The organism is Chitinophaga sp. RCC_12, assembly GCF_041360695.1.
Taxonomy (GTDB): Bacteria; Bacteroidota; Bacteroidia; order Chitinophagales; family Chitinophagaceae; genus Chitinophaga.
Genome location: NZ_JBFUPS010000001.1, coordinates 604585 through 629644, shown reverse-complemented (window position 1 = coordinate 629644; position 25060 = coordinate 604585). Strand labels below are relative to the sequence as shown.

Here is a 25060-nt window from a genome sequence, read left to right as displayed (position 1 = left end):
ATTACTTTGTATTGTTGGCGAGGTAATAATCCCACATCAGGCGGAATACTTTTTCTTTAAAAGCAGGGAGGTCATCTCTTGTCAGTCCTGTAGTAGGCAGGGGAGGCAGGAAATGATAATCGATGCGATGCGGCCATGCGAAAAATTTCTTTCCTACTGGTAATATTTTTTTGGTGTGAAAGAGTAACGACGGCATCAATGGCGCCTGGGTATCTATCGCTAATGCAAAGGCGCCGTCATAAAAATCCTTTAAGGGCTGATCTGTGCGGTTGCGTGTGCCTTCTGGGTAAAGCAGGATGTGTATGCCTAAACTGAGGGCATGTTTCATTTCAACGATGCTTTGTTTGCGGCTGGCTTCACTGCTGCGGTCTACCAGGATACCACCTATACGGTACAGCACACCAAACAGCGGCACTTTGCCGAGAGATGCTTTTGCGAGTGTTTTATTGATACCGGGAATTTCTGCAGATGTTACCGGCACATCGATCAGGGAGTTGTGATTACAGACTACTACATAGGTTTGTCCGGGTGCAAAATATTCCAGGCCTTTTTTACGTACCGGGCAGCCAATCAGTGGCTGATAAACTTTCATCCATATCCTGCCAAAGAGCAGAAATCCTTTTGTTCTACGCGGTTCCGGCAGGTAAGAAATAATCCATACCGGGATGAATATTACCAGCATTGTTAGTGCGAACATCACTAACATCCATGCTGCGAATATTCTGCCGAAGATATTTTTAAACATAGGGTTGTTTTTTACAGTCTCCAGTCTACCGGTGCTATTCCTGCCTTTCCGAGTATTTCATTTGTTCTTGAAAAATGCCTGCATCCGAAAAATCCTTTATCAGCGCTGAAAGGAGAGGGGTGTGCGGCCTGCAATATATGATGTCTGGTAGCGTCTATCAGGTATTGTTTATCCTGTGCAAAGCGGCCCCAGAGCAGGAATACCACATCGCTCCGCTGATCGGAAATTTTGCGGATCACGGCATCAGTAAAATCGCCCCAACCTATTTTACTATGGGAGGCGGGTTCACCAGCTCTTACAGTAAGAAAGGCGTTTAATAACAGTACACCGTGTTCCGCCCATTTGGTAAGATTGCCGCTGGTAGGTATTTCCAGCCCGAGATCTGTTTTCATTTCCTTGTAAATATTCACAAGCGAAGGAGGAGGTTTTACGCCATCCGGTACGGAAAAGCTGAGTCCATGCGCCTGTCCTGCACCGTGATAAGGATCCTGACCAAGAATCACTACTTTTACTTTATCTATCGGTGTTTTATCAAAGGCATTAAAGATCAGGTTTCCGGCAGGATAAATTACTTTACCCAATGCCTTTTCATGTTTAAGAAACATGACGATCTGATCGAAATAAGACTTATGAAATTCATCTTTCAGCGCTTCCTTCCAGCTTGATTCTATTTGTACATCCATAGTGTTCACGTCGATATTTAAAGAAAAATAAATTAAATTTGATTTATTGGGAGAAATTTACATAAATTTGCACTCCCAAAATGCGAGTTAAATATAGTAATTTATTTCACATTTCAAGGGAAAACAAACACATAAGTCTTGGTAGCTCAGCTGGATAGAGCAACTGCCTTCTAAGCAGTAGGCCATTGGTTCGAATCCAATCCAGGACACGGAAAAGGACAAATCGGTTATTTATCGATTTGTCCTTTTTTATTTCTTTCCCAAAATTATTTGCCCCCTACTTTTTCTATCGCCTTGGAGAGTTCATCTTTAGAGAGACGGAAGCTAAAGGACAACAGTATATTTGGACGTATACCTCTGTCGTGTAGCTGATCAAAGTCGAGACTTTGCATTAAGCCCTGCCCTTCTTCATACTCACCTTTCAACTTATAAGCATAGCTTACGCCACCGGCCAGGCTCACCGCAAAGAAATCAGACACTAATAAGGCAGGACCCGTAAACACCGTAAAACGGGCATCTCCGCCTACACCAAAACCGGCTGACCAGGCGAAGTTGAACATATTGGACTGCTCCTGTTTACGATTGAATTTTACCGGCATAATAAAGTTAGCAGTGATGGATAAGTCCTTCCAGAAATCAGTACCATTATTACTTTTCCTTTTGATGGTGAAGGAATCTGTGGTTGGACTTAATATACTATTACCGGATGCCTTGCTGAAGAAGCGATCAGGTTCTTTGATGAAATTAGGAGAAAAGGTGAAGCCGAAATGAGTGAGATAGCTTACGCTGCGCGGCGTGCGGAGGATGAACTGCCATGCTTTATCAGCCTTGGTGCCTTCAGCGCTGTATGCTTCTATTGTAACAATGATATCCTGGTTATTCTTTAATGTAAAGTTAGCCGTCAATGATTCAAAGGAATATTCCCGTTTTGTTTTTTCAATTACCGCATCAGCCTCTTTCTGTAATGTATTTTTACAATCACTTGCTTTAATATCTTTCAGAACCTTATTTACTGAATCAATCAGGTCTTTTACTTTTGCTTCATCTTTTTCATTTTGCAAAGATGCCAGGAAGCCAACGAACTTCGGGTTAGCTTCATGGCAGGCGTCGCTGCCCATTTCACCCCCGTTCTGCGAAGCATTATCTGCTTCTTCTCTTACGGTAATTTTGATTTTGTAATTGTATTGCAACGACATGTTCAGGAGCTTGACGCCGGTGGTTTTCAGTCCTATGGTTTTATCACTTCCTATTTTATTACTTAAGTCAAGTTCAACCGGCTTTTGTCCATAGGTAAGGCCACCTGCAAGCAGCAGGGAGATAAACAGTACTAAATGTTTCATAATGCTATTTTAAGAGTGAGAAAAACATTTCTTTATTGATCGTATTTGACTGGAAGGGGCTATTGGGCTGATCAGGTCTGTGTACCGATGTTTGTGTTAAGTATTTATCCTGCAAATCTTTATTGGTAAAGGGCAGGTTTCTTTGGTTATGATAAGATTTGATCAACGCAATAATGCCAGCCGTAAATGCAGTTGCAGAGGAGGTTCCATTGATTTTGTTAGTATTAAAATATTTGCCGAACCTGTCGGCATCTACTTTGTCGAAATAGCCGCGATAAGGTGCAACTAATTGTACACCTGGCCAGATATTACTTAAACCGGACAAAATATTATCCGTAGCATCTGTGCCGGCGACGGCGTTTACCTGGTTATAGGCCGCGGGATAATATTTGATGTTGGTAAGTGCTTCGTTACCGGCGGCAGCAATACAAATGGTTGTACCACTAGTCACCAATTTACTGGTAATGCTATTGAACCTGGTAATGGTATTCGCAGTGTCGTTTAAACCGCCGGTAAAGGCAAAGCTCATAGAAATGACATCAAAATCATGCAGCGTTTCCAGCAGGTCCATCAGTGCAGACATGCGAAATGAATTACTGGTGATGTTTAATTCTTTTATGAAAATCTCCGCCTCCGGAGCAATTCCGAGGAAACCATTTTTGGCATCATTACCACCAATGATGGATGACATATAAGTACCGTGGCCTGTGTCCGGGAATTGCATTTGTGTGCTGTTATGCTGACCAAAGAGATGGGCGATGGCATCATTCTTTGGATTAAAGCCCATATCGATGATGGCTACTTTTGTTTTCGTACCTGTTATTCCTTTTTTCCAGAAGTCTGTTATCCGCCATTCATCAAACAATGTGGATTGCTGTGTAACAGGTAACGCTAATGCTTCCGGTGTTGTATGAAAACCACCGCTCCAATAGTATTCATCGATGATGGTCTGATACCATTCATTGTTGCCTTCAAGGGTTTCGCCATATACTTTAGCAACGATATCGAGCTCGTGGCCGTCTTCGATGTAAGTTGGATTGGTGGCGGAAGTATGCGGGAATCCCAGGCGTGTATTAACGGCTTTATTGGCGGTGACTATCATCCTACACGCAATTTTTTATTTTCAACAATAGTGGAGGCTGTTGATTGGCCGTCGTTCTTAGCCTGCTTCTCTTCCGGCTTTACACCTGCCTGCCGGATGCTGATTAATCTTTGTAATAAATCAAACCAGAAAGTAGCGCCCAGTGAGATGGCGAAGGCAGTGATGAGCCAGCCGATGATGGATAGATAATTGGGCAAAGTGATGCCCCAACCGAAAATATGTATGTTAACCAGGTTTTCTTCCGCCATCTTCTTTGAGCCTAATATGTTGTTGAGTGAAGTAATCTGACCGGATATATTTTTCAGATCATCCTGGGTATAGGGCGAAGAAGTGTCTTTTCCAACCAGTTGCTTAACTTTGTCAAAGTTCGCGACTGTAGTATTTACCACGTTATCGCGCACCTGCTTATTGTCGATTAAAACTTTTGTAATCTGGATGGTATCTACATTAAAAGAGGCCGCCAATACAAAGCCAATGATAGATAACAGCAGCCTGGTCTGCTTTTTATACCAGCCTTCCGCGCGTTCCATCATCTCGTTAAATGATGCCACCAGCCTGGATTTGAACTTGTCAATATCGTTGCTGCTCTCGTACATCATTTGTACGAGCATGTTATGTGTTTCTGTATCTATTTTAAGGTGCTTGTCCTTATTATCGTTATCCTTGACGGGCACCCCTGTGTCTACAGCCAGGTTGTCTTTAATCAGCTGCATCTGGTTTTCAAGCCCGGTATAGTTGGCTCCACGCAGGATGCGGACCAGCACCTCCGCATATGTTTCGGGTTTGATATAGGCGGGCCTTCGAAAGAAGGAGCCTTCTCCCAGGTATTTGATGGTGGGATATTCCAGGAAATGATGTACGAAATCTTCTTTCTCTTTTAATGTTTTTTTGCCGGCGAGCAGGCGCATGGCGAGGTTCCGCTTATCTGTAAACTCACTATCCTGCAAGAGCCGCCGGAGTGCCTTTTGGAGCATCAATGCACGCAGTTGTAAATATTTTGCTATTATTTCCTGTAAGATGGAGGCGAACAAGCTGTATAACAGGAATACAAATGTTAGTCCAATGACTACGTCAAGGGCAATACTATTAAACATAGCATGTGGGTTATAGGGATTACAAAAAAAGCATAACAATTCCTTTAGAAAAATATCTTCTGTGACTGAGGTTATATCTATAAAATATCCAGAAAACTATTGGGGCATTTACACAATCCGGGGTACTTCTGATTACTATTTATTACAAAAAATAGCTAGATGAACCGAAGTTATAAAACTTTCGGGATAAAAAAATTATTTTTTTTGGTGAGATCGTTGAGCCTGAAGGCGTTTAGGTGATGACGCAGGATTTTCTTCTTTTGTATACTTCTTCTCCTTCTTCACCGTTTATTAAAATTATATTTGTAGCGTTTTATTTTGCCATTATGATCGCATCTATATTAACCAGGCTTGAATCTTCCAGGAAAGAGTTACTGGATTTAGGTCTCAGGAATCCATTGTTGAATTACAAGTTGCCAGCCGGCAAAGGTTTACATATTGTAGAAGAACAATCTGCTGCCATTTATGATATACTGGTGCGGGAAGGTAAAACCATGTCGTTCCTCGGCCGGCCCGAAAAAAAGCAGGAAGAAGAAGCCGTGCAGTATAATGAACCGGTATTGAAAGATGCGTTAACCGATACCCGTTTACAAACCAATGAAAACCAGGTAACCCTGCATTCCCGGCTGCTCAACACCTACTATGCCGCCCGGATGAGCATGGAAGAGCAGGGGGTAAACATTCTTTATATTTCCCTGGGGATGTTGCAGTGGTATGAGGTCGCTGGCAGCGAAGAAGCGCGGTTTGCACCGCTGATCATGGTGCCGGTGCTGCTGGACAGGTCCAGCGCGAGAGAACGTTTCCGGCTGAAATACTCCCTCGAGGAAGTAGGCGCCAACATTTCCCTGCAGGCAAAAATGAAGGCCGACTTTAATATACATATCCCTGATTTGCCGGATGCGGAAGACTTTGATGTAAACGCCTACCTGGCGGAAGTGGCTGCCGCAGTGGAGCCCATGCCGGGATGGAAAGTGGCCGCCGATACAGTGGAACTGGGCTTTTTCTCCTTTGGCAAATTCCTGATCTATAACGACCTGGATGCTTCCAAATGGCAGCAGGAGGATGATATGATTACGCACCCGGTAATTCAAAGTCTTTTTGGTGGCGGATTTTCAGACACTGTTCCGCAACTGCCGGATGATGTGTTCATCGACAACGATACCAATGCGCATGAACTGTTCCAGGTAGTGGATGCCGACAGTTCCCAGATCATGGCCATGCTGAGCGTGCAGGAAGGCCGTAACCTGGTGATACAGGGCCCGCCGGGAACAGGCAAATCACAAACCATTACCAACATCATTGCAGACGCTATTGGCCGCGGTAAAAAAGTGTTATTTGTAGCAGAGAAAATGGCCGCACTGGAAGTGGTGAAGCGCCGGTTGGATAATATCCAGCTGGGAGAAGCCTGCCTGGAATTGCACAGTCATAAAGCCAATAAAAAAGAACTGCACCAGGAACTGAGAAAGGTGCTGGAACTGGGGCGCCCGTCTATCCAGAAGTTACAGGAAGAAGTATTACTCCTGGATAATTACAAGAAAGAATTGAATGATTACTGTCTTGCAGTGAATGGCGCTATTGAAAGAAGCGGTTTAACTGCCCACCAGGTAATAGGTTACCTGCTACGGCTAAACGAAGAAACTGCAGGTATCACATTACCACATATACAATTGCCGGATATCGCCCGCTGGGATGCTGCTGCAATGAACAAGGCTACCGCAATGGCGTTGCGGATACAGGCCTGTTTGCAGGAAACAGGTGTGCCGGCCAATCTCGCTTTCCGCGGCAGCCGGCTCACGGTGTTGCTGCCACATGAACAAACTGCTTTTGCCCGGATGCTGGCAGATGCATTGGCCGCCCAGGAAGCACTGGTGCAAACGACTTCCGCGATCGCAGGAAAAATGGGTATCCCATCTCCCAAAGATATTAACGCGGTACATACGCTTATTGATATTTGCGCGCTGCTGGCGCGTCAACCGGATCTGCATGAAATAGACGTTGCCAATAAAGCGTGGGTATTGCAAAAGCAGGATATCGCGGAATGGCTGACCGCAGGTGTAGCCGCTACTGCCGTTCAGCAGCAGTACCAGGAAATCTTTATTCCCGAGGCATGGGAGCAAAACGTAATGGAAATCCGGGAAAACCTGCTGGCACATGGACACAAATGGTACAAGTTCCTGATTGGCGCGTACAAAAAAAGTAACCGGCAACTGGCGGCTTTATGCAAACATGCATTGCCGGACGACAAGGATGAAAAATTGCAGTATGTGGATGCGATCATGGAGTTCCGCCGGCAGGATACCCTGCTGAAAGAACATGCTGCTTTAGCCGGCACCTTGTTCGGCAGCCGCTGGCAGAAATCACATACCGACTGGCCAGCGCTGGAAGAAGCAACGGCCTATCTAACGGAGTTGCATACACGTATTTCAGCAGGTAGCTGTCCTGCGCAGGTAGCTCAATGGTTACACACTCACCGCAACGCCGCCGATGCCCTTGCTGATCAGCAGCAGCTTACGCAATTGCTGGCAGCGCAGCAGCAACGCAACACTGCCGTGCTGGAGAAGCTGGAAATGCCGCCCGGACAATTTCCTGTGCTGCTGGATGTACAGCAATGGCAGTTACAAACATGGACAGATAAACTACCCGAAATACATCACCTCATTGCGTGGAACAATATAACGGAAACGGCTATACAGGAACAGCTGGGATGCCTGCTCACACCGGTGCAGGAATGGGAAGGCGGTGCAAGATTACTGAGAACAGCGCTGGAAAAAACATGGTATGAATACCTGGTGGAAACAGCCGTGAAATCGCAGCCTGCCTTGCGTAAATTTGAGCGTGCAGGCCATGAAGAAATGGTGCAGCAGTTCCGTAAGCTGGATGTATTGAATCTTCAGTATAACCGCGCCCGTGCTGCTTTACAGCACTGGGAGCAAATGCCGCGCGCTGATGCCGGCGGACAGGTAAACATCCTCCGCACGGAGTTTAACAAAAAGGCGCGGCATATGCCTATCCGGAAACTGATGCAGGAAGCGGGTTTGGCGATACAGGCTATTAAGCCGGTATTTATGATGAGCCCATTGTCTATCGCTAATTTTTTACCGCCGGCCACATTGGAATTTGACCTCGTTATTTTCGATGAAGCCAGCCAGGTGAAGCCGGTAGAAGCGCTGGGCGCTATTTTGCGCGGTAAACAACTGGTGGTAGTAGGAGATAATAAACAATTGCCACCTACCAGCTTCTTTGATTCCCTTACCCGGGAAACCGATGATGAAGAAAATGTTACCGCAGATATGCAGAGCATCCTCGGTTTGTGCGATGCACAGGGTGCGCCACAACGTATGTTGCGCTGGCATTACAGGAGCCGGCATGAATCGCTGATCACGTTGTCGAATCATGAATTTTATGAGAATAAACTGGTGATATTTCCGAGTCCCGGTGATAAAGAAAGAAAAGGACTGGTATTTCATCACCTGAAAGATACGGCATACGACCGTGGTAAAACCCGCACCAACCCTAAGGAAGCGGAAATTGTAGCAGATGCGGTAATGGAACATGCCCGTAAAAATCCCGGAATGAGTTTAGGAGTGGTAGCGTTTAGCACCTCGCAGCGGCAGGCGATCAGTGATGCGCTGGAATTGCGGCGCCGTAAATCACCTGAGCTGGAATCATATTTCATGGCGCACCAGGACGAACCTTTCTTTGTGAAGAACCTGGAAAACGTGCAGGGAGATGAAAGGGATGTAATATTTATTTCTATCGGTTACGGACGTACGGAGGAAGGATATGTGGCCATGTCTTTTGGGCCGCTGAATAACGAAGGCGGGGAAAGAAGGCTCAATGTACTGATCACGCGGGCGAAAACACGTTGCGAAGTATTTACCAATATTACCGCCGATGATATTGATGTGAACAGGACCAAGAGCTATGGTATACAATCGCTGAAAAATTTCCTGTATTTCGCACAGCATGGTAAGCTGTACATGACCGCCGAAACAGGGCTTCCGGCAGATAGTCCGTTTGAAGAAAATGTGGCGTTTAAACTGGAATCGCTGGGATATATTGTACGCAAGCAGGTAGGGTCAAAAGGATTTTATATTGACCTGGCTATTGTAGATGCAGAAAATCCGGGCCGTTATATACTGGGGATCGAGTGCGACGGTGCCGCTTATCATTCTGCCCGTTCCGCCCGTGACCGTGACCGTTTGCGGCAGCAGGTACTGGAAGCCGTTGGCTGGAAGATCCACCGGGTGTGGAGCACCGATTGGTTCCGTAATCCGGAGCGGGAGCTGAACCGCCTGGTGGCTGCTATTGAAAAAGCAAAAGCCGCTGTTGCGATCGACGACCAGGTAGCCGAAGATGCGAAGAAAGAATCCCCGCAGGTACTGACCCGGGAAGCAGTGGAAGCAACCGAAGAAGAAGTGCCGGCATATGAAACCGCAGTATTACCGGATGAAATCCGGGCGCAGGAATTTCATCTGTCTCCCATTGGTAAACTATGTAACTGGATAGAACAGGTAGTAACAGTGGAAAGCCCGGTTCATTTTGATGAGTTAGCCCGGCGGATGGTAGAAGCAGCAGGTATTACCAGGGTGGGACCCCGTATCCGGGAAATACTGCGTCATGCGGTACGCCATTCCGATGCCGGCAAACGCATAAAAATTAAAGGACAATTCCTTTGGCATACTTCATTGCCTACGCCCGTGGTGCGCAACCGCAGCCAACTGCCGGCCGCCGCCAGGAAAATCAACTACATAGCAGCAGAAGAAATAGGCGTAGCCCTGGAAAAAGTGGTGAAGGATGCGGTGGCCATACAACGCGAAGATGCCGTGCCTTTCATTGCCAGGATGTTCGGCTACAGCCGTGTAACCGAAGAAATGAAAGAAGAGATCCTGAAAGCCATTGATCTCAGCATTGAAAATAACCAGGTACAACGGGAAGGCGAACTGCTGAAGGCATGATACCGTACAGGCGCTGTACTGAAACCGGACAAATTTAAATTAATAATATCTGTTTAGCGTTGGTATTTAGGATACATCCGGGATGGCATGTTTTTGCTTTTCAGGTGTGGAGAAGAGAATAATGTGAGATAGTTATCAACTTTAAATTTCTCCCGATGTTTCAAAATCATCTCCTGATAGCATGGCGTAACCTGGTCCGGTTTAAATATTATTCCCTGATCAATATTGCCGGTTTGTCTATTGGCCTGGCCGCCTGCTGGTTATTGCTGCTGTATGTACACCGGGAAACCAGTTATGATAATTTTTATCCGCAGGCGGATCGTATTTACCGGGCTGTTAATCATGCTACGTGGACAGGCGGTAATTTGCACCTGGCTACTACTTCCGCCCCATTTGCCGCGGTATTGAAGAAAGACTACCCCGAAATAGAACAGATAACAAGAGTAGAAGCCGATGGCGGCGCCGCATTGAAATATGGCGAAAAGAAACTGGAAGTAGGGGATATGTTTTTTGTGGACAGCACCTTTTTTAGCGTGTTCAATTTCCCGATAGCCGCAGGGGATGCTTCTTCCGCCCTGGCCCAACCCAATTCGCTGGTGCTGACCCGGAGTCTTGCTCAAAAACTCATCGGCAGCCCTGAGGAGGCGATAGGAAAAACCATCCTCACAGATGACAGCACTGCTTATACTGTGAGCGCAGTAATGGAAGATGTGCCCTCCAATTCCCATCTCTCTTTCAGCGCATTGCGCGTAATGCCGCCGGACTATAACGCTAACGGCTGGCAGAACTTCGACGTATATACTTACCTGTTATTGCAGAAAGATGCGGATGCAAAATCGCTGGAAAGTAAGCTGCCGGCGTTTTTTGAGCGGTATTTAAAACCGCGTATGGGAGAAGTAACGTATAAAATGGAACTGCAGCCGGTGACAGATATCCACCTGCATTCCCACCTCGATTATGAAATATCGCCAAACGGCAACATGCTGTACATCTATATTTTTCTTTGTATTGGTTTGCTGACGTTGCTGATTGCCTGTATTAACTATATGAACCTGGCTACGGCCCGCGCCAGCGCGCGCATAAAAGAAGTAGGGGTGCGTAAAAGTATGGGATCGGGCAGGGAAGAAATTGCGCGCCTGTTCCTGACAGAATCCATGTTGCTTACTTTCTTTGCCGCCCTGGTTGCTGTGGGAATGGTAGCGGTATTGCTGCCCTGGTTTAATGCTTTCACCGGTTCGCAGGTACAGTTATGGCAGTTCGGACTGGCAAAAACCATCGTCGTTATTATAATGCTGGCTTTACTCACCGGTCTGTTGGCGGGTATTTACCCGGCGGTGTTTATGTCTGGTTTTAAAGTGATCAATTCACTGAAAGGGAAGCTGGGAAACAGCGGCCACGCTGGCTTCCGGAAGGGGCTTGTTACCTTCCAGTTTATCATTGCGATTATTTTAACAGGAAGCACTATGGTGGCGTATGACCAGCTGCAGTATATGATGCATAAAAACCTGGGTTTCGACAAAGACCAGGTGTTGTCTTTTCATATACCTGACCAGCAGATGCGGAGTAAAATGGTGGTGCTGAAAGACCAGCTATTGCGGAATCCGCTGGTGCAGCATGTGGCTGCAGCCAGTAATCCAATAGGCAGGAATAATATCGGTGGTCACGGCTTTTTCTTTGAGCAGAACGGCAGTATTTCCGAGGCATCTGTAGTTGCGCAGAATTATATGGTGGACGCGGATTACCTGAAAACGATGGGCATCACGCTGCAAAGCGGGCGTAATTTTTCAGATACCGGTGAATCGGATATGCATCATGCTGTGCTGATCAATGAAACCCTTGTGAAAACGCTCAACTGGGATCAGCCATTGGGCAAGCGGGTGCAATTTAAGATTGATGCCGAAGGAAATCGTACCGAGCGTGTAGTGGTAGGCGTGGTAAAAGATTTTCACATCTATTCCCTGCAGCATAAAATAGCGCCGCTGGTGCTGGAGATGCCGCCGTTCCCGGGTGCGCAGGACAATGTATATGTGAAGGTGAGCAGGTCCAATGTGCCGGCTGCAGTTGCCTATATTGAAAAAGTGTTTCATTCCTTTGATCCCGGGCATCAGTTCGATTATAGTTTTATAGATCAGAATTTCGCCAGGCAGTATGCCGGTGAGCAGAAGCAGGAAACGATATTTATGTTGTTTGCGATGCTGGCATTATTTATTGCCTGTCTGGGACTCTTTGGGCTGGCGGCTTTCACGGCGGTACAGCGAACAAAGGAAATAGGGGTACGCAAAACGCTGGGAGCTTCCACCGGAAATATTGTAAAATTATTATCGAAAGATTTCCTGCAGTTATTGCTTATTGCCGCTGCGGTAGCATTCCCGGTTACCTGGTGGATTATGGACCGGTGGCTGAATAATTTCGCTTACCATGCGGGTATCAGCATATGGGTGTTTGTGATTACGGGCAGCGCGGTGGTAGTAATTGCGTTGGCAACGGTGAGTTTTCATGCGGTGAAAGCTGCAATGGCCAATCCTGTTAAGAGTTTGCGGGCTGATTAAAAGAAGGCGCCGGGTAAGTAATTGCCCGGCGCTGCATTATATTAAGCGGTTTTGAAACACCGCATACTGATACTTCCGTTCTGTATTTCTTCGTACGTGAATTTTATTTCCTCGTTTTTATTTACCAGTCCCAGTGTATAGATCATTGGGAGATAGTGATCGTTGGTTGGGATGGACAATTGCGCTTCCCTGCCGAGGGTATGATAATTTACCAGGTCGGCGAAGGCGCCCTGTTCCAGTTTTTGTTTCACCGTTTCATCGAAGGAAAGGGCCCAGTCGAACGGTTTGGCATTGTCTGTAAACACTACCTGCCGGAGATTGTGCACAATGTTGCCACTGCCCATGATGAGTACCCCTTTATCCCGTAGTGTTTTCAGTTCTGCCGCCAGTTTGAAGTGGTATTCCGGTGGCTGGTGATAATCGATGCTCAGCTGGAATACGGGGATATCGGCCATAGGGTACATATGTTTCAGTACCGTCCAAGATCCGTGATCGAGGCCCCAGTGGTCATCTTCTATAACATTAGTGGAAGTGATGAGCTGTTTGGTTTCCCTGGCCAGTTCCGGTGCGCCGGGTGCGGGGTATTGTACCGCGTAGAGTGCTTCCGGGAATCCGCCGAAGTCGTGGATGGTTTCCGGTTGCGGGGCTACCAGCACGTGGGTGCCTTTGGTGAGCCAGTGGGCGGATATTACCAGGATGGCGCTGGGTTTTTGAGGCAAGTCCTTTCCCATGCTGCTGAGGGCACGTGTAAAGGGATTGTCCATGATACCGTTCATGGGGTTACCATGCCCGATAAACATAACGGGCATGCGGGCGCTGTTTTTAAATTCGCCGGTAATATTCCTGAGATCGTTGAGTTGCATGCTATTCCTCCTGATGGCAGCAATGCCGTTGATGATAAAATTTATGCGAACTGGCGTAAGAAGTCCGCCAGGCTTGTTTTGTCCAGTTTAAGCAGCAGTGCGCCTTCAATTTCCTCGTAGAGGCTGTCCAGATGCTGGTTAATCTGTTTCCCTACAGGGCAGTCGGGGTTGGGCTTATTTTTGCTATTTCCCAGCAGGGATGCCTGTTGTACGGCGTGGTATACTTCAGAGAGCCGGATCTTATCGGCTGGTTTGGCCAGGGTGGCGCCTCCGTTTTTACCTTCCTTACTTTCTATGAGCCCATGGTTCCGGAGGTTGCTGATTTCTTTTCGAACCAGTACCGGGTTGATGTTAATGCTGCCGGCAATATAGTCGGACGACAACAGTTCCCCTTCCGCGCTGGCCATCAGCGTGAGTATATGCAGTGATATGGGAAATCTTCCGTTGTTCATTCTGTAATCGACTTTATTACAGTACAAAAGTACGATAATAGGGGAGAATGGAAAAATTTATCTGTGGGTATAGAAGTAAACTACGCTGGCAATGATGAGAACCAGTACGATAAGGGCAATCACGCAGCCATTCCGGCTGGGTTGCTTCACTGCACTGGCTACCCCACGGGCGCCGATAAGCGCCTCCACGGCCTCTTTAGCTTCCAGCAGGCCAATATTGGTGCCGGGGAGCTTGTTCATTTCTGTCAGGTAGTATTTAACGGCATGCAATTTTCCGGAATGCAGGCTCAGTTGTATCGCTTTTTCCTCGATGGTACGTTTAGAAATGATGTTTTTCCGGTTTTCCGGGGTTGTTTGGTCGTTCACTACCTTTTGACAGCTTTGGCAGATAAACAGTACGTGAAATGGGTCTTTTTCCGGTATGGTACGGATAAGATCCGTGCTCCCACACCAGGGACATACTTGTACAGTGCTCATTAATGGTGGAACTTTTTATTAACTGCTGCATAAGTTAATAAAAGTTTTTTAGGATTCAGCAATAAATGCGGTAGAGGGGAGGTCGACGATGTTTGTCTGTTACTTCACCAATACTTCTCAGATGCCTGATGCATGGGTAAGCCATGCCTACCCCATGCACTATGAATACTGTTCTGATGCACTGCTGATGCACTTCCAATGCACTATCAATGCACTCCCCATGCACTATCTCTCCTTAAGGTTGCTTTTTCAGGTGTCCGGCAAATGCTTTTTTGAACTTCTCCAGTTTGGGTTTGATCACAAAGGTGCAATATGGCTGTGACCCGTTCTGGTTATAATAGTTCTGGTGATAATCTTCCGCCTCATAAAAAGTCGTGAGCGGCGCAATTTCCGTTACAATGGGTTTGTCGTACGCGCCGGATTCCTGCAGTTTCTTCTTATAAAAGGCTGCTTTCTCTTTCTGGTCCTCGTTATTGTAGAAGATCACGCTGCGGTACTGGGTACCTACGTCGTTGCCCTGCCTGTTCAGCTGGGTGGGGTCGTGACTCAGCCAGAAAGCCTGCAGCAGTTCTTCGTAGCTGATCTTTGACGTATCGTAGGTAACGCGGATTACTTCCGCATGGCCGGTAGTACCGGTACATACCTGCTCGTAGGTGGGGTTGGGTACATCACCGCCGGCATAGCCGGATTCTACTTTCGTTACACCGTCCAGGTATTGAAACTGAGCTTCTGTACACCAGAAGCAGCCGCCTCCAAAGGTAGCGGTAGCCGTTTTTCCATTGTTGGTTACTTCCATATCTCCGGGCACTTTGTCTTTTTTTTGCTGGGCACAGGCAGAAAACGCCATTGCAATCAGGCAAATGAATATTGAATATTTTCTCATAAAAATAAAAATTTCAAAGATGCAGCTTTTTTTATATGTCCGGAATGTAATGCTGTTAAGGGATTGCAGCCATTCCCGGCATCTTTAAAAGGCCTTTCCTTTCTATAATTTACGTAATATATGATGGAGGAGAGCGACAAGTTAAGTAACTTTAACATTCTTTTGCAGTTTCCAGGAACCCAGGAGCGCCCTGAAAACCGCCCAAAAGCATACGTCAGCAGCAGCAGGAACCGATAGTATAAGCCAGAATTGCCGGATAACGTTTGATAGCATAATGACAACAAAGATGAACAAGAATTAATAATTTTCCCGGATCAGCTTTCTCCGCCACCATGTTGGCAGCGCTTTTACGCGCACATGAACGTAAACCTTTTACGCAGACACGAACAATACCTGATTGTTGGTGCCTTCTTACTTTAAATAAATAACACTTGAAATATTTTCCTGAATCTGCGTTGATGCAGTTGGAATTCGACAAAGTACAGGCATTGCTGCAAGAGCATTGCAAAACAGAGCTCGGCAAGGAAATGGCCGCAGCGCTCCGCCTGCACACGCATATAGATTACGTAAAAACCGCCCTGCAACAGGCACATGAATATAAACAACTCACCCTGTTACAGGAAAATTTTCCGAACGATTTCATCCTGAACCTTAAAAGAGAACTCCGCCTGCTGTCTATTGAAGGCGCTGTACTAACCGGGGAACAGGCCATGCTGCTGCGTAAACTGGCAGAAAGCATGCATAGCATTGTCCGTTTCTTTGATCACGACCGCCGTACCCAGTACTCTGCGTTGTATGAAGTGATCAAAGAAACCCATTATGAGAAAAAGATCACTGCTACCATCGATGAAGTGCTGGACGAACTGGGACAGGTAAGGGACAACGCTTCCCCGGAACTGGCCCGCATCCGTATTTCGCTGTACCGCAAACGTACAGAGCTGCGCCGCGTGTTTGACCGTATCCTGCAAAAGCTGCAAAAGCTCAATTACCTGGCCGACCAGGAAGAGGCTTTCCTCAATGGACGCAGGGTAGTGGCTATTTACGCGGAGAATAAACGTATGGTAAAGGGGATTATTCATGGTGAATCCGATACGCGGAAGACTTCCTTCCTGGAACCGGAAGAAACCATTGAGCTGAATAATGATATCCAGTCGCTCGAAAGGGAAGAAGGACGCGAGGTATACCGCATTCTCAAAGCGATGACGGCCGCATTAAGCGGTTTTTCGTTTTTGCTGAACGGCTACCACGAAATCCTGGGTACTTTCGATTTTATCCGGGCAAAAGCCAAGCTGGCGCTGGATATGGACGCAAACTATCCCATGCTGCTGCCGCATGCACAGCTTAATCTTATACAGGCTTATCACCCGCTGCTGCTGCTTTATAACAGGAAAAACCAGAAGCCTACCATCCCGGTAAGCATCAACCTGGATAAAGATGCGCATATCCTGGTGATCAGCGGACCCAATGCCGGTGGTAAAACGGTGACCCTGAAAACCATCGGGCTTATTCAGCTGATGCTGCAATCGGGGCTGCTGGTGCCGGTACACCCGTCCTCCCAGATCGGGATCTTCAAACAACTGATGATCCATATCGGGGATACCCAGTCGCTGGAGTTTGAGCTGAGCACGTACAGTTCTCATCTCAAAAACATGAAATATTTCATGGAAAACGCCAACGGCAGAACGCTTTTCTTTATAGATGAACTGGGAAGCGGGTCGGATCCTAACCTGGGCGGTGCTTTTGCGGAAGTGATCATGGAGGAACTGGCCAAGAAACATGCGTACGGCATCGTTACCACGCACTATCTGAACCTGAAAGTGATGGCCAACAAGGTAAAGGGGATCGTTAACGGGGCCATGGGCTTCGATGAACAAACCCTGATGCCCATGTATAAGCTGATGGTGGGGAAGCCCGGCAGCTCGTATACCTTCTCTATTGCTGAAAGGATCGGGTTGCATCCGTCGCTGATTGCGCGCGCCAAGAAACTGGTGGATGAGGGGCATTTCCAGCTGGATAAGCTGCTGAACAAAGCCGAACAGGATCTGCAGAAAGTAGAAAGCAAAGAAAAGGAACTGCAGAAGTTATTGAAGGAAAACGAGCGCCTGAAGAAGGAATATGAAGTGCTGGCCGACAAAGAGCGTAAGCAGCAGCAATATGCTTTACTGAAGTTACAGAACCAGATCAAGGAAGATGACCTGCAGTATCTGAAGGATATGGAGCGGAAGCTGAAGCAGATCGTGATAGAGTGGAAACGTGCCGATGATAAGGAGAAAGTAATGAAGCAGGCAGAAATCCTGTTATTCCGCCGCCGTGAAAAGCAGCATACTGAACAACTTAATAAAAAAGTACAGGACAAATTTGAGGAGATCAAAGGCCAGATAGAGGTAGGCACCCAGGTGAAAATTGTTACCAACAGGCAGGTGGGCAAGGTATTGGAGATCCGGGATAAGCGTGCCATCGTAAAAATTGGCAATATTCCTATCAATGTGAAACTGAGCGATCTTGTGCTGGTGCAGGAAAAACCTGCCGAAAAGGTGGAGGAGGGGAAATGATATAACGGATGTCCGGAGGTGATATAGAGATTATCTATAGGCCGTATAGTTGGAGCAAGGTTATTTAATAAACTATCTTTACCGCGTCAAAATTCAAATCTTGGTTACCGTAAAATATTAAACCAATGGAAGTATTAGAACGTGTTGTAACACGCAATTCGGATGTACAGGTTTATAACTGTGATTACGCAGAAGGGGCCAACTTTTTCATGGGGGAGTGGAATGGTTATGAGTGCGCAGGTGATCTGAACATTCCGCATCGTCACAATGGATATAGTATAGATATATTGATCAAGGGCCGCATAACGCAGGTGATTGATTTTAAAAAATACGAGATGGAAGCGCCGGCGCTCATGCTGATGGAACCTAACCAGGTGCATCAGCATGAGATGGATCCTGATGCGGAGCTCATTAATCTTTACTTCACCAACGACTTCCTGGTGCCCGAAATGCAGGGAGTGGTGAGCTGCTGGCGCTGTGTATTCAGTTCCGGTATGGTTCCGCTGAACGAAGAGCAGCTGGAGGAAGTATTGTCTTATGCAGATTTGATCAGGAAAGAGTATAACAGCAACAAATTACGCAAGGATGCCATCATCCGTAACCTGTTGAACGCTTTTATTATAGCGTGCGGGCGTATTTCTGAACCTTCCGGTAACTGGATGAATGCAGAGAGTTCGCAATATAATATGGCGCGGCAGTTTAAGATGCTGGTAGATCAGCATTTTCATGAGAAAGCGCAGGTATCGGATTATGCAGAAATGTTGTACGTTTCACCGGGACATTTAAATGACACGGTGAAGGCATTGCTGGGAAGGAATGCTAAATTCATCATTGACGAGAAGCGGATTATGGAAGCAAAACGCCTGCTGTACTGGGGTGAGCACTCTATTAAGCAGATTGCTGCGCAGTTGAATTTTGAAGATGATGCCTATTTTAACCGTTTCTTTAAGAAGCATTCCGGATTCACGCCTGCATCATTTCAAAAGAGTATCCGTGAAAAGTACAATTAAACCCGTAATAATTTAAACGTGCGTTAACTTTAAATATCTATTTTTGCATTGTGTTTAAAATAATGATGTCGCCCGTGCATCATTCTAAATTTTGAAAACCGATGAGAATTTTTTAGCGGCCGACCGCAAACCTTCAATTTTCTTTTTTACAGTAGTAACAAATTGCTGTGCTCAAACGTATAATGTGCTGTAACATTATAGGTGTCTGAGTGTTGCGGGGCTACCTACCTGTATTTCACAACCCGATTGCTGTCACTGATATTGATTGCTGCGAAGCAAGGCTACCTTTTATTGGCCTTGATCGTACCGGGGAATTTTATTGTTAGTCGTTTAAAACAAAGTAGTATGAAACCATTTAAATCAACGTTTACAAATTTGCCGGCAGGCTTACTTTATAGCTTTTTTGTTCTTTCCGTATTGTCTGCCTGCAGCACATCGCAGGCAAAGAATGAGGCACCGCCACCAGCATCTTTACCTGTAATTAAAGCAGTTACATTACCTGCTACAACATTTCAGGATTTCCCTGCTTCGGTAGAAGGAACCCGTGATGTGGAAATAAGACCACAGGTAGATGGCTATTTAACGAATATTTCAGTAGATGAAGGCGCTTACGTTAGAAAAGGTCAAACACTTTTCACGATCGACAGCAGACCTTATGCAGAGCAACTCAACAATGCCACTGCAAATTTGCAAGCTGCAAAAGCGGCATTAGAGAATGCGCAAATCAATGTTGATAAATTGAAACCGCTGCTTAGTAATAATGTGGTATCGGATGTTCAATTAAAATCGGCCGAAGCAAGTTACAATTCAGCGAAAGCTAATGTTGCCCAGGCACAGGCCCAGGTAGAAGCCGCCCGTATCAATCTTGGGTTCACAAATATCAGCGCACCCAGCGATGGTTATGTAGGTAGTATTCCGTTTAAAACCGGAAGCCTTATTAGCAGAGGAATGACAGGCGCATTGACTACTATTTCTGAAGTAAAGGATATGCGTGTTTATTTTTCTTTGAGTGAAACCGATTTCCTCAAATTCAAGGAAAAATATCCAGGTAACAGTGTTGCTGAAAAAGTAAAAGGAATGCCACCGGTAGAATTAATCCTGGCAGATGGAAGTGTTTATCCTGAAAAAGGAAAAGTTGAAATAGTGGAAGGGCAGTTTGACAAAACTATTGGTGCAATTAGTTTACGTGCCAGCTTTCCTAATGCACAGGGAGTACTTAGAAGTGGTAGTACCGGTAAAGTAAGAGTACCTACTTTACATGCTTCTGCATTGGTAATTCCTCAGGAAGCCACGTTTGAATTGCAGGACAAAGTGTTTGTTTATACAGTGGCCGATAGTAATAAAATCGTTACAAAACCACTAACCATTTCTGGCAAAACGTCTAATTATTATTTTGTTACTGACGGCGTAAAGGTGGGAGATAAGATTGTATTATCTTCTCAATCTACCATGATGATGGGTGGTTTAAAAGATGGTGTTGTTATTCAGCCACAGATGGTATCTATAGATAGTCTGTTGAAAGCAAAGCCGCTGCTTTAAAATAGTTAAGCGTGAAAACACGCCAGTGTTAAGAACGTTTACACAAAACATTATTCAAATTGTGACGCAGGCAGTGTTGTTACACACACATGCACTGTTTGTGTTCGTGCGGACATACCGCAACCCATAATTGTTATTTATGTTAAAACGATTTATTGAAAGACCGGTGTTATCAACGGTTATTTCTATCATATTGGTTATACTGGGAGCGTTGTCTTTATTCTCCCTGCCTACGGCCTTATTCCCTGAGATTGCGCCACCATCGGTACAGGTTATTGCCAACTACCCTGGTGCCAACGGGGAGGTGATAGCCCGTACAGTTGCTACCCCCATAGAAGAATCGGTAAATGGTGTGGAGAACATGACGTACATGACCTCCAATTCCAACAACGATGGTAGCTACACCTTGACAGTTTATTTTAAACAAGGAACGGATCCTGATATTGCGGCGGTAAACGTACAAAACCGCGTATCTAAAGCTAATAGCCAGCTGCCTCCCGAAGTATTACAGGCCGGGCTTTCTACACAGAAAGTGCAGAGCAGCTTCCTGATGTTTGTGGCGATATATAGCGAGGATAGCGTTAAGTACAACGAACTGTTCTTAAATAACTATGCAAGAATTAATATCATCCCTCAGTTGCAACGTATACCAGGGGTGGCACAGGTACAGCCATTTGGTTCAAAAGATTATTCGATGCGTGTCTGGTTGAAACCCGATAGGCTTGTTGCTAATAATCTTTCTACAACAGAGGTGATGAATGCGATCAAAGATCAGAACGTAGAAGCTGCACCAGGGCGTTTGGGACAAAGTAGTAAAGAATCTTTCGAGTATATTATTAAGTACAAGGGAAAGTTGAACAAGCCTGAAGAGTATGAAAACATGGTGATTAAGGCAAATAACGATGGTTCTGTTCTTCGCCTTAAAGATTTGGCCCGGGTTGAACTTGGTGGTTATACTTATACTGCCTCGAATTTGCTTGACGGCAAACCGGCTACTGGTTTTGGTATTTTGCAAACACCGGGTTCCAATGCCAATGAAATTCTTACCGAACTGGAACGCCAGATCGGAGAATTTGATAAGGCGTTACCCGATGGTATGAAGTTTAAGATCATGTACAACTCGAAGGAGTTTTTGGATGCATCTATCGACCAGGTAAAAGAAACACTGATCATTGCATTCATCCTGGTGGCCATTGTGGTTTTCATTTTCCTGCAAGATCTGCGCTCTACATTGATCCCGGTAATTGCTGTTCCTGTTTCGATTATAGGTACCTTCTTCTTCTTACAATTATTTGGCTTTAGTATTAACCTGCTTACATTGTTCGCACTGGTACTGGCTATTGGTATTGTAGTGGATGATGCGATTGTGGTTGTGGAGGCCGTACACTCAACGATGGAACGTGAGCATTTACCGGCAAGAGAGGCAACAGTTAAAACGATGAGTGAGATATCCGGTGCGATTGTTTCGATCACATTGGTAATGGCAGCAGTGTTTGTACCAGTGAGCTTTGTGCAAGGTCCTGCAGGCGTATTCTATAAACAATTCGCCTTTACACTGGCCATTGCTATCGTTATTTCTGCGGTGAATGCGTTAACGCTAAGTCCGGCGTTGTGTGCATTATTCTTAAAGAATCAGCATATAGGCGAAGGTGGAGAGAAAAAAGGTTTTGGTGCCCGCTTTTTCGATGCGTTTAATACCGCTTTTAATGCAATGACGGCAAGATATATACGGAGCATCAAATTCCTGCTGAGGAACAGATGGGTGGCCATTACCGGATTATTGCTTGTGGTGGTTGCTACAGTTTTGCTGATTAAAACAACACCTACCGGGTTTATTCCGGATGAGGATCAGGGGTTTGTAGTTGGTATTACCCAAACACCTCCCGGTAGTTCACTTAGCAGAACGGAGAATGCAACGAGCCAGATCAGTAAAATTACGATGCAAGATGCGGGTGTGAGCGATGTATGGGCTGCAAATGGGATGAACTTCGTAACAAATGCGAACGCTTCCCCTAATGCTGCGATATTTGTACGGTTAAAAGATCGTAAGGAGAGAGGTGCTGTAAAAGACCCGACTGCTATTGCTGGCGGTTTGTTAGGCAAATCAATGCAAGTACATGATGCCCTGACTTTCTTTGTTGGTTTTCCAACAATACAGGGTTTTGGTAATGTGAGCGGGGTAGAAATGATGTTGCAGGACAGAACAAACGGATCGCTGGAGAAATTAGCAGGAACGGCATGGGGTTTTATTGGTGCGTTAAGTCAGCGGCCGGAAGTGGCAAGTGCGTTCACTACTTTTAATACGGGGAATCCACAATACACCATTGATATAGATGATATAAAAGTGAAACAATTGGGTGTATCTGTTGGTGATTTGTTGAATACGCTGCAAACGTATTATGGTAGTAGCTTCGTTTCAGACTTTAACCGTTTCGGGAAATATAGCCGCGTAATGGCGCAGGCCGATGTTTCATACCGGATGGATAAAAGTTCGTTGGATGCTATTTATGTAAAGAACAACCTGGGTACGATGGTACCGGTAAGTACAGTGGCCAAATTCACACGTGTATATGGCCCGGAAACAGTTACACGAAACAACCTGTATAGTGCTGTTACCATTAATGCTACACCCAAACCAGGTTATAGTACCGGTGATGTAATTAAAGCCATTGGAGAAGTATCGAAAAAGGCATTGCCACAAGGATATGCCTATGAGTTTACGGGTATTACGAGGGAAGAGATAAGAGCCGGGAACCAAACTGCGTTCGTGTTTTTATTGAGTGTATTGTTCGTATTCTTCCTGCTGGCTGCACAGTATGAAAGCTATATCCTGCCACTGGCAGTAATCCTTACTGTACCTACGGGTATATTAGGTGTATATAGTTTCATTGGCTTTAGCGGCATAGAGGGCAATATCTACGTACAAATAGGTATGATCATGCTGATTGGATTATTGGCAAAAAATGCGATCCTGATTGTGGAGTTTGCCCTACAACGGCGAAGGGCGGGTTATGAGCTTGTTGAGGCGGCGTTGGAAGCAGCACAGCTTCGTCTTCGTCCAATATTGATGACTTCCTTTGCCTTTATTGTTGGTATGTTGCCATTAATCTTTACACAAGGTGCATCTGCCAAAGGCAATCATTCGATCGGTTGGAGTACTGTAGGTGGCATGCTTACCGGGGTGGTCCTGGGGGTATTCATCATACCTGTGCTGTTTGTAATTTTCCAGTTCCTGCAAGAGAAAATCAGCCGCAAGCCGATAGTGGCAGTGGAAGCAGAACATCAGGCAAAGCTGGTTCATTAATAGCGGCAGAAAAATATATTATCAGATTCAGAAAAAAGACAAATGAAAACAAGATATAGCTCATTTTACTTTTTGTTGTTCTCCTTAGTTGTAGGGTTAGCAGCATGCCGGGTAGGCCGCAATTACGAGCGGCCCCCGGTGGCGCTGCCGCAGCAGTTCAATAATGACACTGCGCCTTCAGACACCAGCAGCATAGCAGAAATAGAATGGAAAAAGTTTTTTACAGATGCCACCTTACAGCAGTTGATCAGCCAGGCCCTTACCGGCAACTATGATCTGCAGCTGGCGGTGAAAAGAGTGGAAACGGCGCAGGCTTACCTGAAACAGGCTAAAGTGGCCTGGTTGCCGGCTTTTACAGCTACCGCATCGGGCAGTACCAACTTCCCTTCCAAGAATAGTTTCAATGGATTGAACCTTGCTGTTAATAACCTCGGCGACCATATCGAAGATTTTAATATCGGTGTGGGCATGTCGTGGGAAATTGATATCTGGGGTAAGATAAAACGTCAGAAAGAAGCCGCACTGGCTACCTATCTGCAGTCGTACGAAGGCGAGCGCGCCGTGCAAACCGGGCTGGTGGCAGCTATTGCCAACAGTTACTTCAACCTGCTGATGCTGGACAACCAGCTCAGTGTGGCCCGCAGAAACCTGGCGCTCAGCGATACCATCGTAAAGATGATCCGTTTGCAGAAAGCCGCCGGTGATGTAACAGAGCTGGGTGTGCAACAGGCTATTTCGCAGCAACAAACTGCGGAACTGCTGATCCCACAGCTGGAACAGGGTATTGCCATCCAGGAAAATGCGTTGCGCATTTTAACCGGTGAGCTACCGTCAACGATTACACGTAGCAGCAAACTGAGCGACTTCCAGGTATTGGACTCATTGCCGGCAGGTATTCCTGCGGCCATGATTAGCCGCCGCCCGGATGTACGCGCCAGCGAAATGGGACTGGTAGCTGCCAATGCACAGGTAGGCGTAGCGCAGGGTAGTATGTATCCTACGCTCACTATTACCGGCAGTGGCGGATTAAATGCCTTCAAAGCCAGCACCTGGTTTAATCTTCCTGCCTCCCTGTTTGGTACAGTAGCGGGAAGTGTGGCACAGCCCATCTTCCAGCGCCGCCAGTTAAAAACACAACTGGAAGTAGCTAAAATTCAACGTGAACAAGCGGTGATCCAGTTTAAGCAATCTGCTCTTACAGCAGTAGGAGAGGTAAGTGATGCGTTGGTAAAGCTGGACAAAGTAAAGGTGCAGCAGGAAATTGCTGTTCGCCAGGTAAATACTTCGCAACTGGCAGTACAACAGGCCCAGCTGCTGTTCCGCAGCGGTATGGCTAACTACCTCGAAGTAATTACTGCCCAATCACGTTCCCTGCAGGCCGAACTGGCCCAGGCCGATATAGACCGCCAGCGCCTCAATGCGATGGTAGACCTGTACCGTTCTTTGGGCGGCGGTTGGAAATAGCCACTGCAAATGACGGATCAAAGCGAAAGACCATCAGCTGAGTTT

At 46.2% G+C, this 25060-nt stretch carries 16 protein-coding genes and 1 tRNA gene; 8 read left to right on the top strand and 9 right to left on the bottom strand.

Annotated elements, in window-relative coordinates:
* Window position 1: 1 nt before the first annotated feature.
* Both AB6805_RS02570 and ung read right to left on the bottom strand, forming a co-directional pair.
* The gene (locus tag AB6805_RS02570) at window positions 2–745 is read right to left on the bottom strand and encodes a lysophospholipid acyltransferase family protein (RefSeq protein ID WP_370907900.1); all 744 of its coding nucleotides are present in this window, start codon (window positions 743–745) and stop codon (window positions 2–4) included.
* Between the two features lie 11 nt (window positions 746–756).
* Window positions 757–1428 carry a uracil-DNA glycosylase gene (gene ung, locus AB6805_RS02565; RefSeq protein WP_370907899.1) on the bottom strand — a complete coding sequence of 224 codons (672 nt, stop codon included), beginning with the start codon at window positions 1426–1428 and terminating at the stop codon, window positions 757–759.
* A gap of 135 nt (window positions 1429–1563) precedes the next feature.
* On the opposite strand from ung, the gene AB6805_RS02560 reads away from it, so the two are divergent.
* Window positions 1564–1637, top strand: a tRNA-Arg gene (locus AB6805_RS02560).
* A 57-nt stretch (window positions 1638–1694) separates the two neighbouring features.
* Here AB6805_RS02560 and AB6805_RS02555 read toward each other — a convergent pair.
* The 3 genes from AB6805_RS02555 to AB6805_RS02545 are packed head-to-tail and all read right to left on the bottom strand — an operon-like array spanning window position 1695 to window position 4964.
* Window positions 1695–2768 carry a hypothetical protein gene (locus tag AB6805_RS02555; protein ID WP_370907898.1) on the bottom strand — a complete coding sequence of 358 codons (1074 nt, stop codon included), beginning with the start codon at window positions 2766–2768 and terminating at the stop codon, window positions 1695–1697.
* A gap of 4 nt (window positions 2769–2772) precedes the next feature.
* Window positions 2773–3870, bottom strand: coding sequence for a S8 family serine peptidase (locus AB6805_RS02550; protein ID WP_370907897.1), 1098 nt, complete (start codon window positions 3868–3870; stop codon window positions 2773–2775).
* Window positions 3867–4964 (bottom strand): hypothetical protein, encoded by a 1098-nt coding sequence (locus AB6805_RS02545; RefSeq protein ID WP_370907896.1) that lies wholly within the window; start codon window positions 4962–4964, stop codon window positions 3867–3869. The genes AB6805_RS02550 and AB6805_RS02545 overlap by 4 nt, the downstream gene beginning before the upstream one ends.
* A 326-nt stretch (window positions 4965–5290) precedes the next feature.
* Between AB6805_RS02545 and AB6805_RS02540 the strand changes: the two genes are divergently transcribed.
* Together AB6805_RS02540 and AB6805_RS02535 are read left to right on the top strand one after the other, a co-directional pair.
* Complete coding sequence (locus tag AB6805_RS02540) at window positions 5291–9922, top strand: DUF3320 domain-containing protein (RefSeq protein WP_370907895.1); 4632 nt, start codon at window positions 5291–5293, stop codon at window positions 9920–9922.
* A 155-nt stretch (window positions 9923–10077) separates the two neighbouring features.
* Window positions 10078–12471 carry an ABC transporter permease gene (locus AB6805_RS02535; RefSeq protein WP_370907894.1) on the top strand — a complete coding sequence of 798 codons (2394 nt, stop codon included), beginning with the start codon at window positions 10078–10080 and terminating at the stop codon, window positions 12469–12471.
* Window positions 12472–12512: 41 nt separating this feature from the next.
* On the opposite strand, the gene ygiD is transcribed toward AB6805_RS02535, so the two are convergent.
* The 4 genes from ygiD to msrA all read right to left on the bottom strand — a co-directional run bounded on the left by ygiD (window position 12513) and on the right by msrA (window position 15146).
* On the bottom strand, window positions 12513–13334 hold the full coding sequence (gene ygiD, locus AB6805_RS02530) for a 4,5-DOPA dioxygenase extradiol (RefSeq protein ID WP_370907893.1): 822 nt from the start codon (window positions 13332–13334) through the stop codon (window positions 12513–12515).
* 41 nt (window positions 13335–13375) lie between these two features.
* Window positions 13376–13786 carry an Rrf2 family transcriptional regulator gene (locus AB6805_RS02525; RefSeq protein WP_370907892.1) on the bottom strand — a complete coding sequence of 137 codons (411 nt, stop codon included), beginning with the start codon at window positions 13784–13786 and terminating at the stop codon, window positions 13376–13378.
* 57 nt (window positions 13787–13843) lie between these two features.
* Window positions 13844–14263 carry a hypothetical protein gene (locus AB6805_RS02520; protein WP_370907891.1) on the bottom strand — a complete coding sequence of 140 codons (420 nt, stop codon included), beginning with the start codon at window positions 14261–14263 and terminating at the stop codon, window positions 13844–13846.
* Window positions 14264–14498: 235 nt separating this feature from the next.
* Entirely contained in the window at window positions 14499–15146 is a 648-nt protein-coding gene (msrA, locus tag AB6805_RS02515) for a peptide-methionine (S)-S-oxide reductase MsrA (protein ID WP_370907890.1), read from the bottom strand.
* Between the two features lie 431 nt (window positions 15147–15577).
* Here msrA and AB6805_RS02510 point away from each other — a divergent pair, with 431 nt between their 5' ends.
* The 5 genes from AB6805_RS02510 (at window position 15578) to AB6805_RS02490 (ending at window position 25015) form a co-directional block, all read left to right on the top strand.
* Window positions 15578–17698 carry an endonuclease MutS2 gene (locus AB6805_RS02510; RefSeq protein WP_370907889.1) on the top strand — a complete coding sequence of 707 codons (2121 nt, stop codon included), beginning with the start codon at window positions 15578–15580 and terminating at the stop codon, window positions 17696–17698.
* A gap of 125 nt (window positions 17699–17823) precedes the next feature.
* On the top strand, window positions 17824–18708 hold the full coding sequence (locus AB6805_RS02505) for a helix-turn-helix domain-containing protein (protein ID WP_370907888.1): 885 nt from the start codon (window positions 17824–17826) through the stop codon (window positions 18706–18708).
* Window positions 18709–19053: 345 nt separating this feature from the next.
* Complete coding sequence (locus tag AB6805_RS02500; RefSeq protein ID WP_370907887.1) at window positions 19054–20247, top strand: efflux RND transporter periplasmic adaptor subunit; 1194 nt, start codon at window positions 19054–19056, stop codon at window positions 20245–20247.
* 139 nt (window positions 20248–20386) lie between these two features.
* The gene (locus tag AB6805_RS02495) at window positions 20387–23551 is read left to right on the top strand and encodes an efflux RND transporter permease subunit (RefSeq protein WP_370907886.1); all 3165 of its coding nucleotides are present in this window, start codon (window positions 20387–20389) and stop codon (window positions 23549–23551) included.
* Between the two features lie 42 nt (window positions 23552–23593).
* A complete protein-coding gene (locus AB6805_RS02490; protein WP_370907885.1) occupies window positions 23594–25015 on the top strand; it encodes an efflux transporter outer membrane subunit in 1422 nt (473 codons plus the stop codon).
* Window positions 25016–25060 lie beyond the last annotated feature (45 nt).

What these genes read in the sequence shown, in the direction of transcription:
- AB6805_RS02570 (WP_370907900.1), bottom strand. Translation starts at nt 745, where the DNA reads ATGTTTAAAAATATCTTCGGCAGAATATTCGCAGCATGGATGTTAGTG.
- ung (WP_370907899.1), bottom strand. Translation starts at nt 1,428, where the DNA reads ATGGATGTACAAATAGAATCAAGCTGGAAGGAAGCGCTGAAAGATGAA.
- AB6805_RS02555 (WP_370907898.1), bottom strand. Translation starts at nt 2,768, where the DNA reads ATGAAACATTTAGTACTGTTTATCTCCCTGCTGCTTGCAGGTGGCCTT.
- AB6805_RS02550 (WP_370907897.1), bottom strand. Translation starts at nt 3,870, where the DNA reads ATGATAGTCACCGCCAATAAAGCCGTTAATACACGCCTGGGATTCCCG.
- AB6805_RS02545 (WP_370907896.1), bottom strand. Translation starts at nt 4,964, where the DNA reads ATGTTTAATAGTATTGCCCTTGACGTAGTCATTGGACTAACATTTGTA.
- AB6805_RS02540 (WP_370907895.1), top strand. Translation starts at nt 5,291, where the DNA reads ATGATCGCATCTATATTAACCAGGCTTGAATCTTCCAGGAAAGAGTTA.
- AB6805_RS02535 (WP_370907894.1), top strand. Translation starts at nt 10,078, where the DNA reads ATGTTTCAAAATCATCTCCTGATAGCATGGCGTAACCTGGTCCGGTTT.
- ygiD (WP_370907893.1), bottom strand. Translation starts at nt 13,334, where the DNA reads ATGCAACTCAACGATCTCAGGAATATTACCGGCGAATTTAAAAACAGC.
- AB6805_RS02525 (WP_370907892.1), bottom strand. Translation starts at nt 13,786, where the DNA reads ATGAACAACGGAAGATTTCCCATATCACTGCATATACTCACGCTGATG.
- AB6805_RS02520 (WP_370907891.1), bottom strand. Translation starts at nt 14,263, where the DNA reads ATGAGCACTGTACAAGTATGTCCCTGGTGTGGGAGCACGGATCTTATC.
- msrA (WP_370907890.1), bottom strand. Translation starts at nt 15,146, where the DNA reads ATGAGAAAATATTCAATATTCATTTGCCTGATTGCAATGGCGTTTTCT.
- AB6805_RS02505 (WP_370907888.1), top strand. Translation starts at nt 17,824, where the DNA reads ATGGAAGTATTAGAACGTGTTGTAACACGCAATTCGGATGTACAGGTT.
- AB6805_RS02500 (WP_370907887.1), top strand. Translation starts at nt 19,054, where the DNA reads ATGAAACCATTTAAATCAACGTTTACAAATTTGCCGGCAGGCTTACTT.
- AB6805_RS02495 (WP_370907886.1), top strand. Translation starts at nt 20,387, where the DNA reads ATGTTAAAACGATTTATTGAAAGACCGGTGTTATCAACGGTTATTTCT.
- AB6805_RS02490 (WP_370907885.1), top strand. Translation starts at nt 23,594, where the DNA reads ATGAAAACAAGATATAGCTCATTTTACTTTTTGTTGTTCTCCTTAGTT.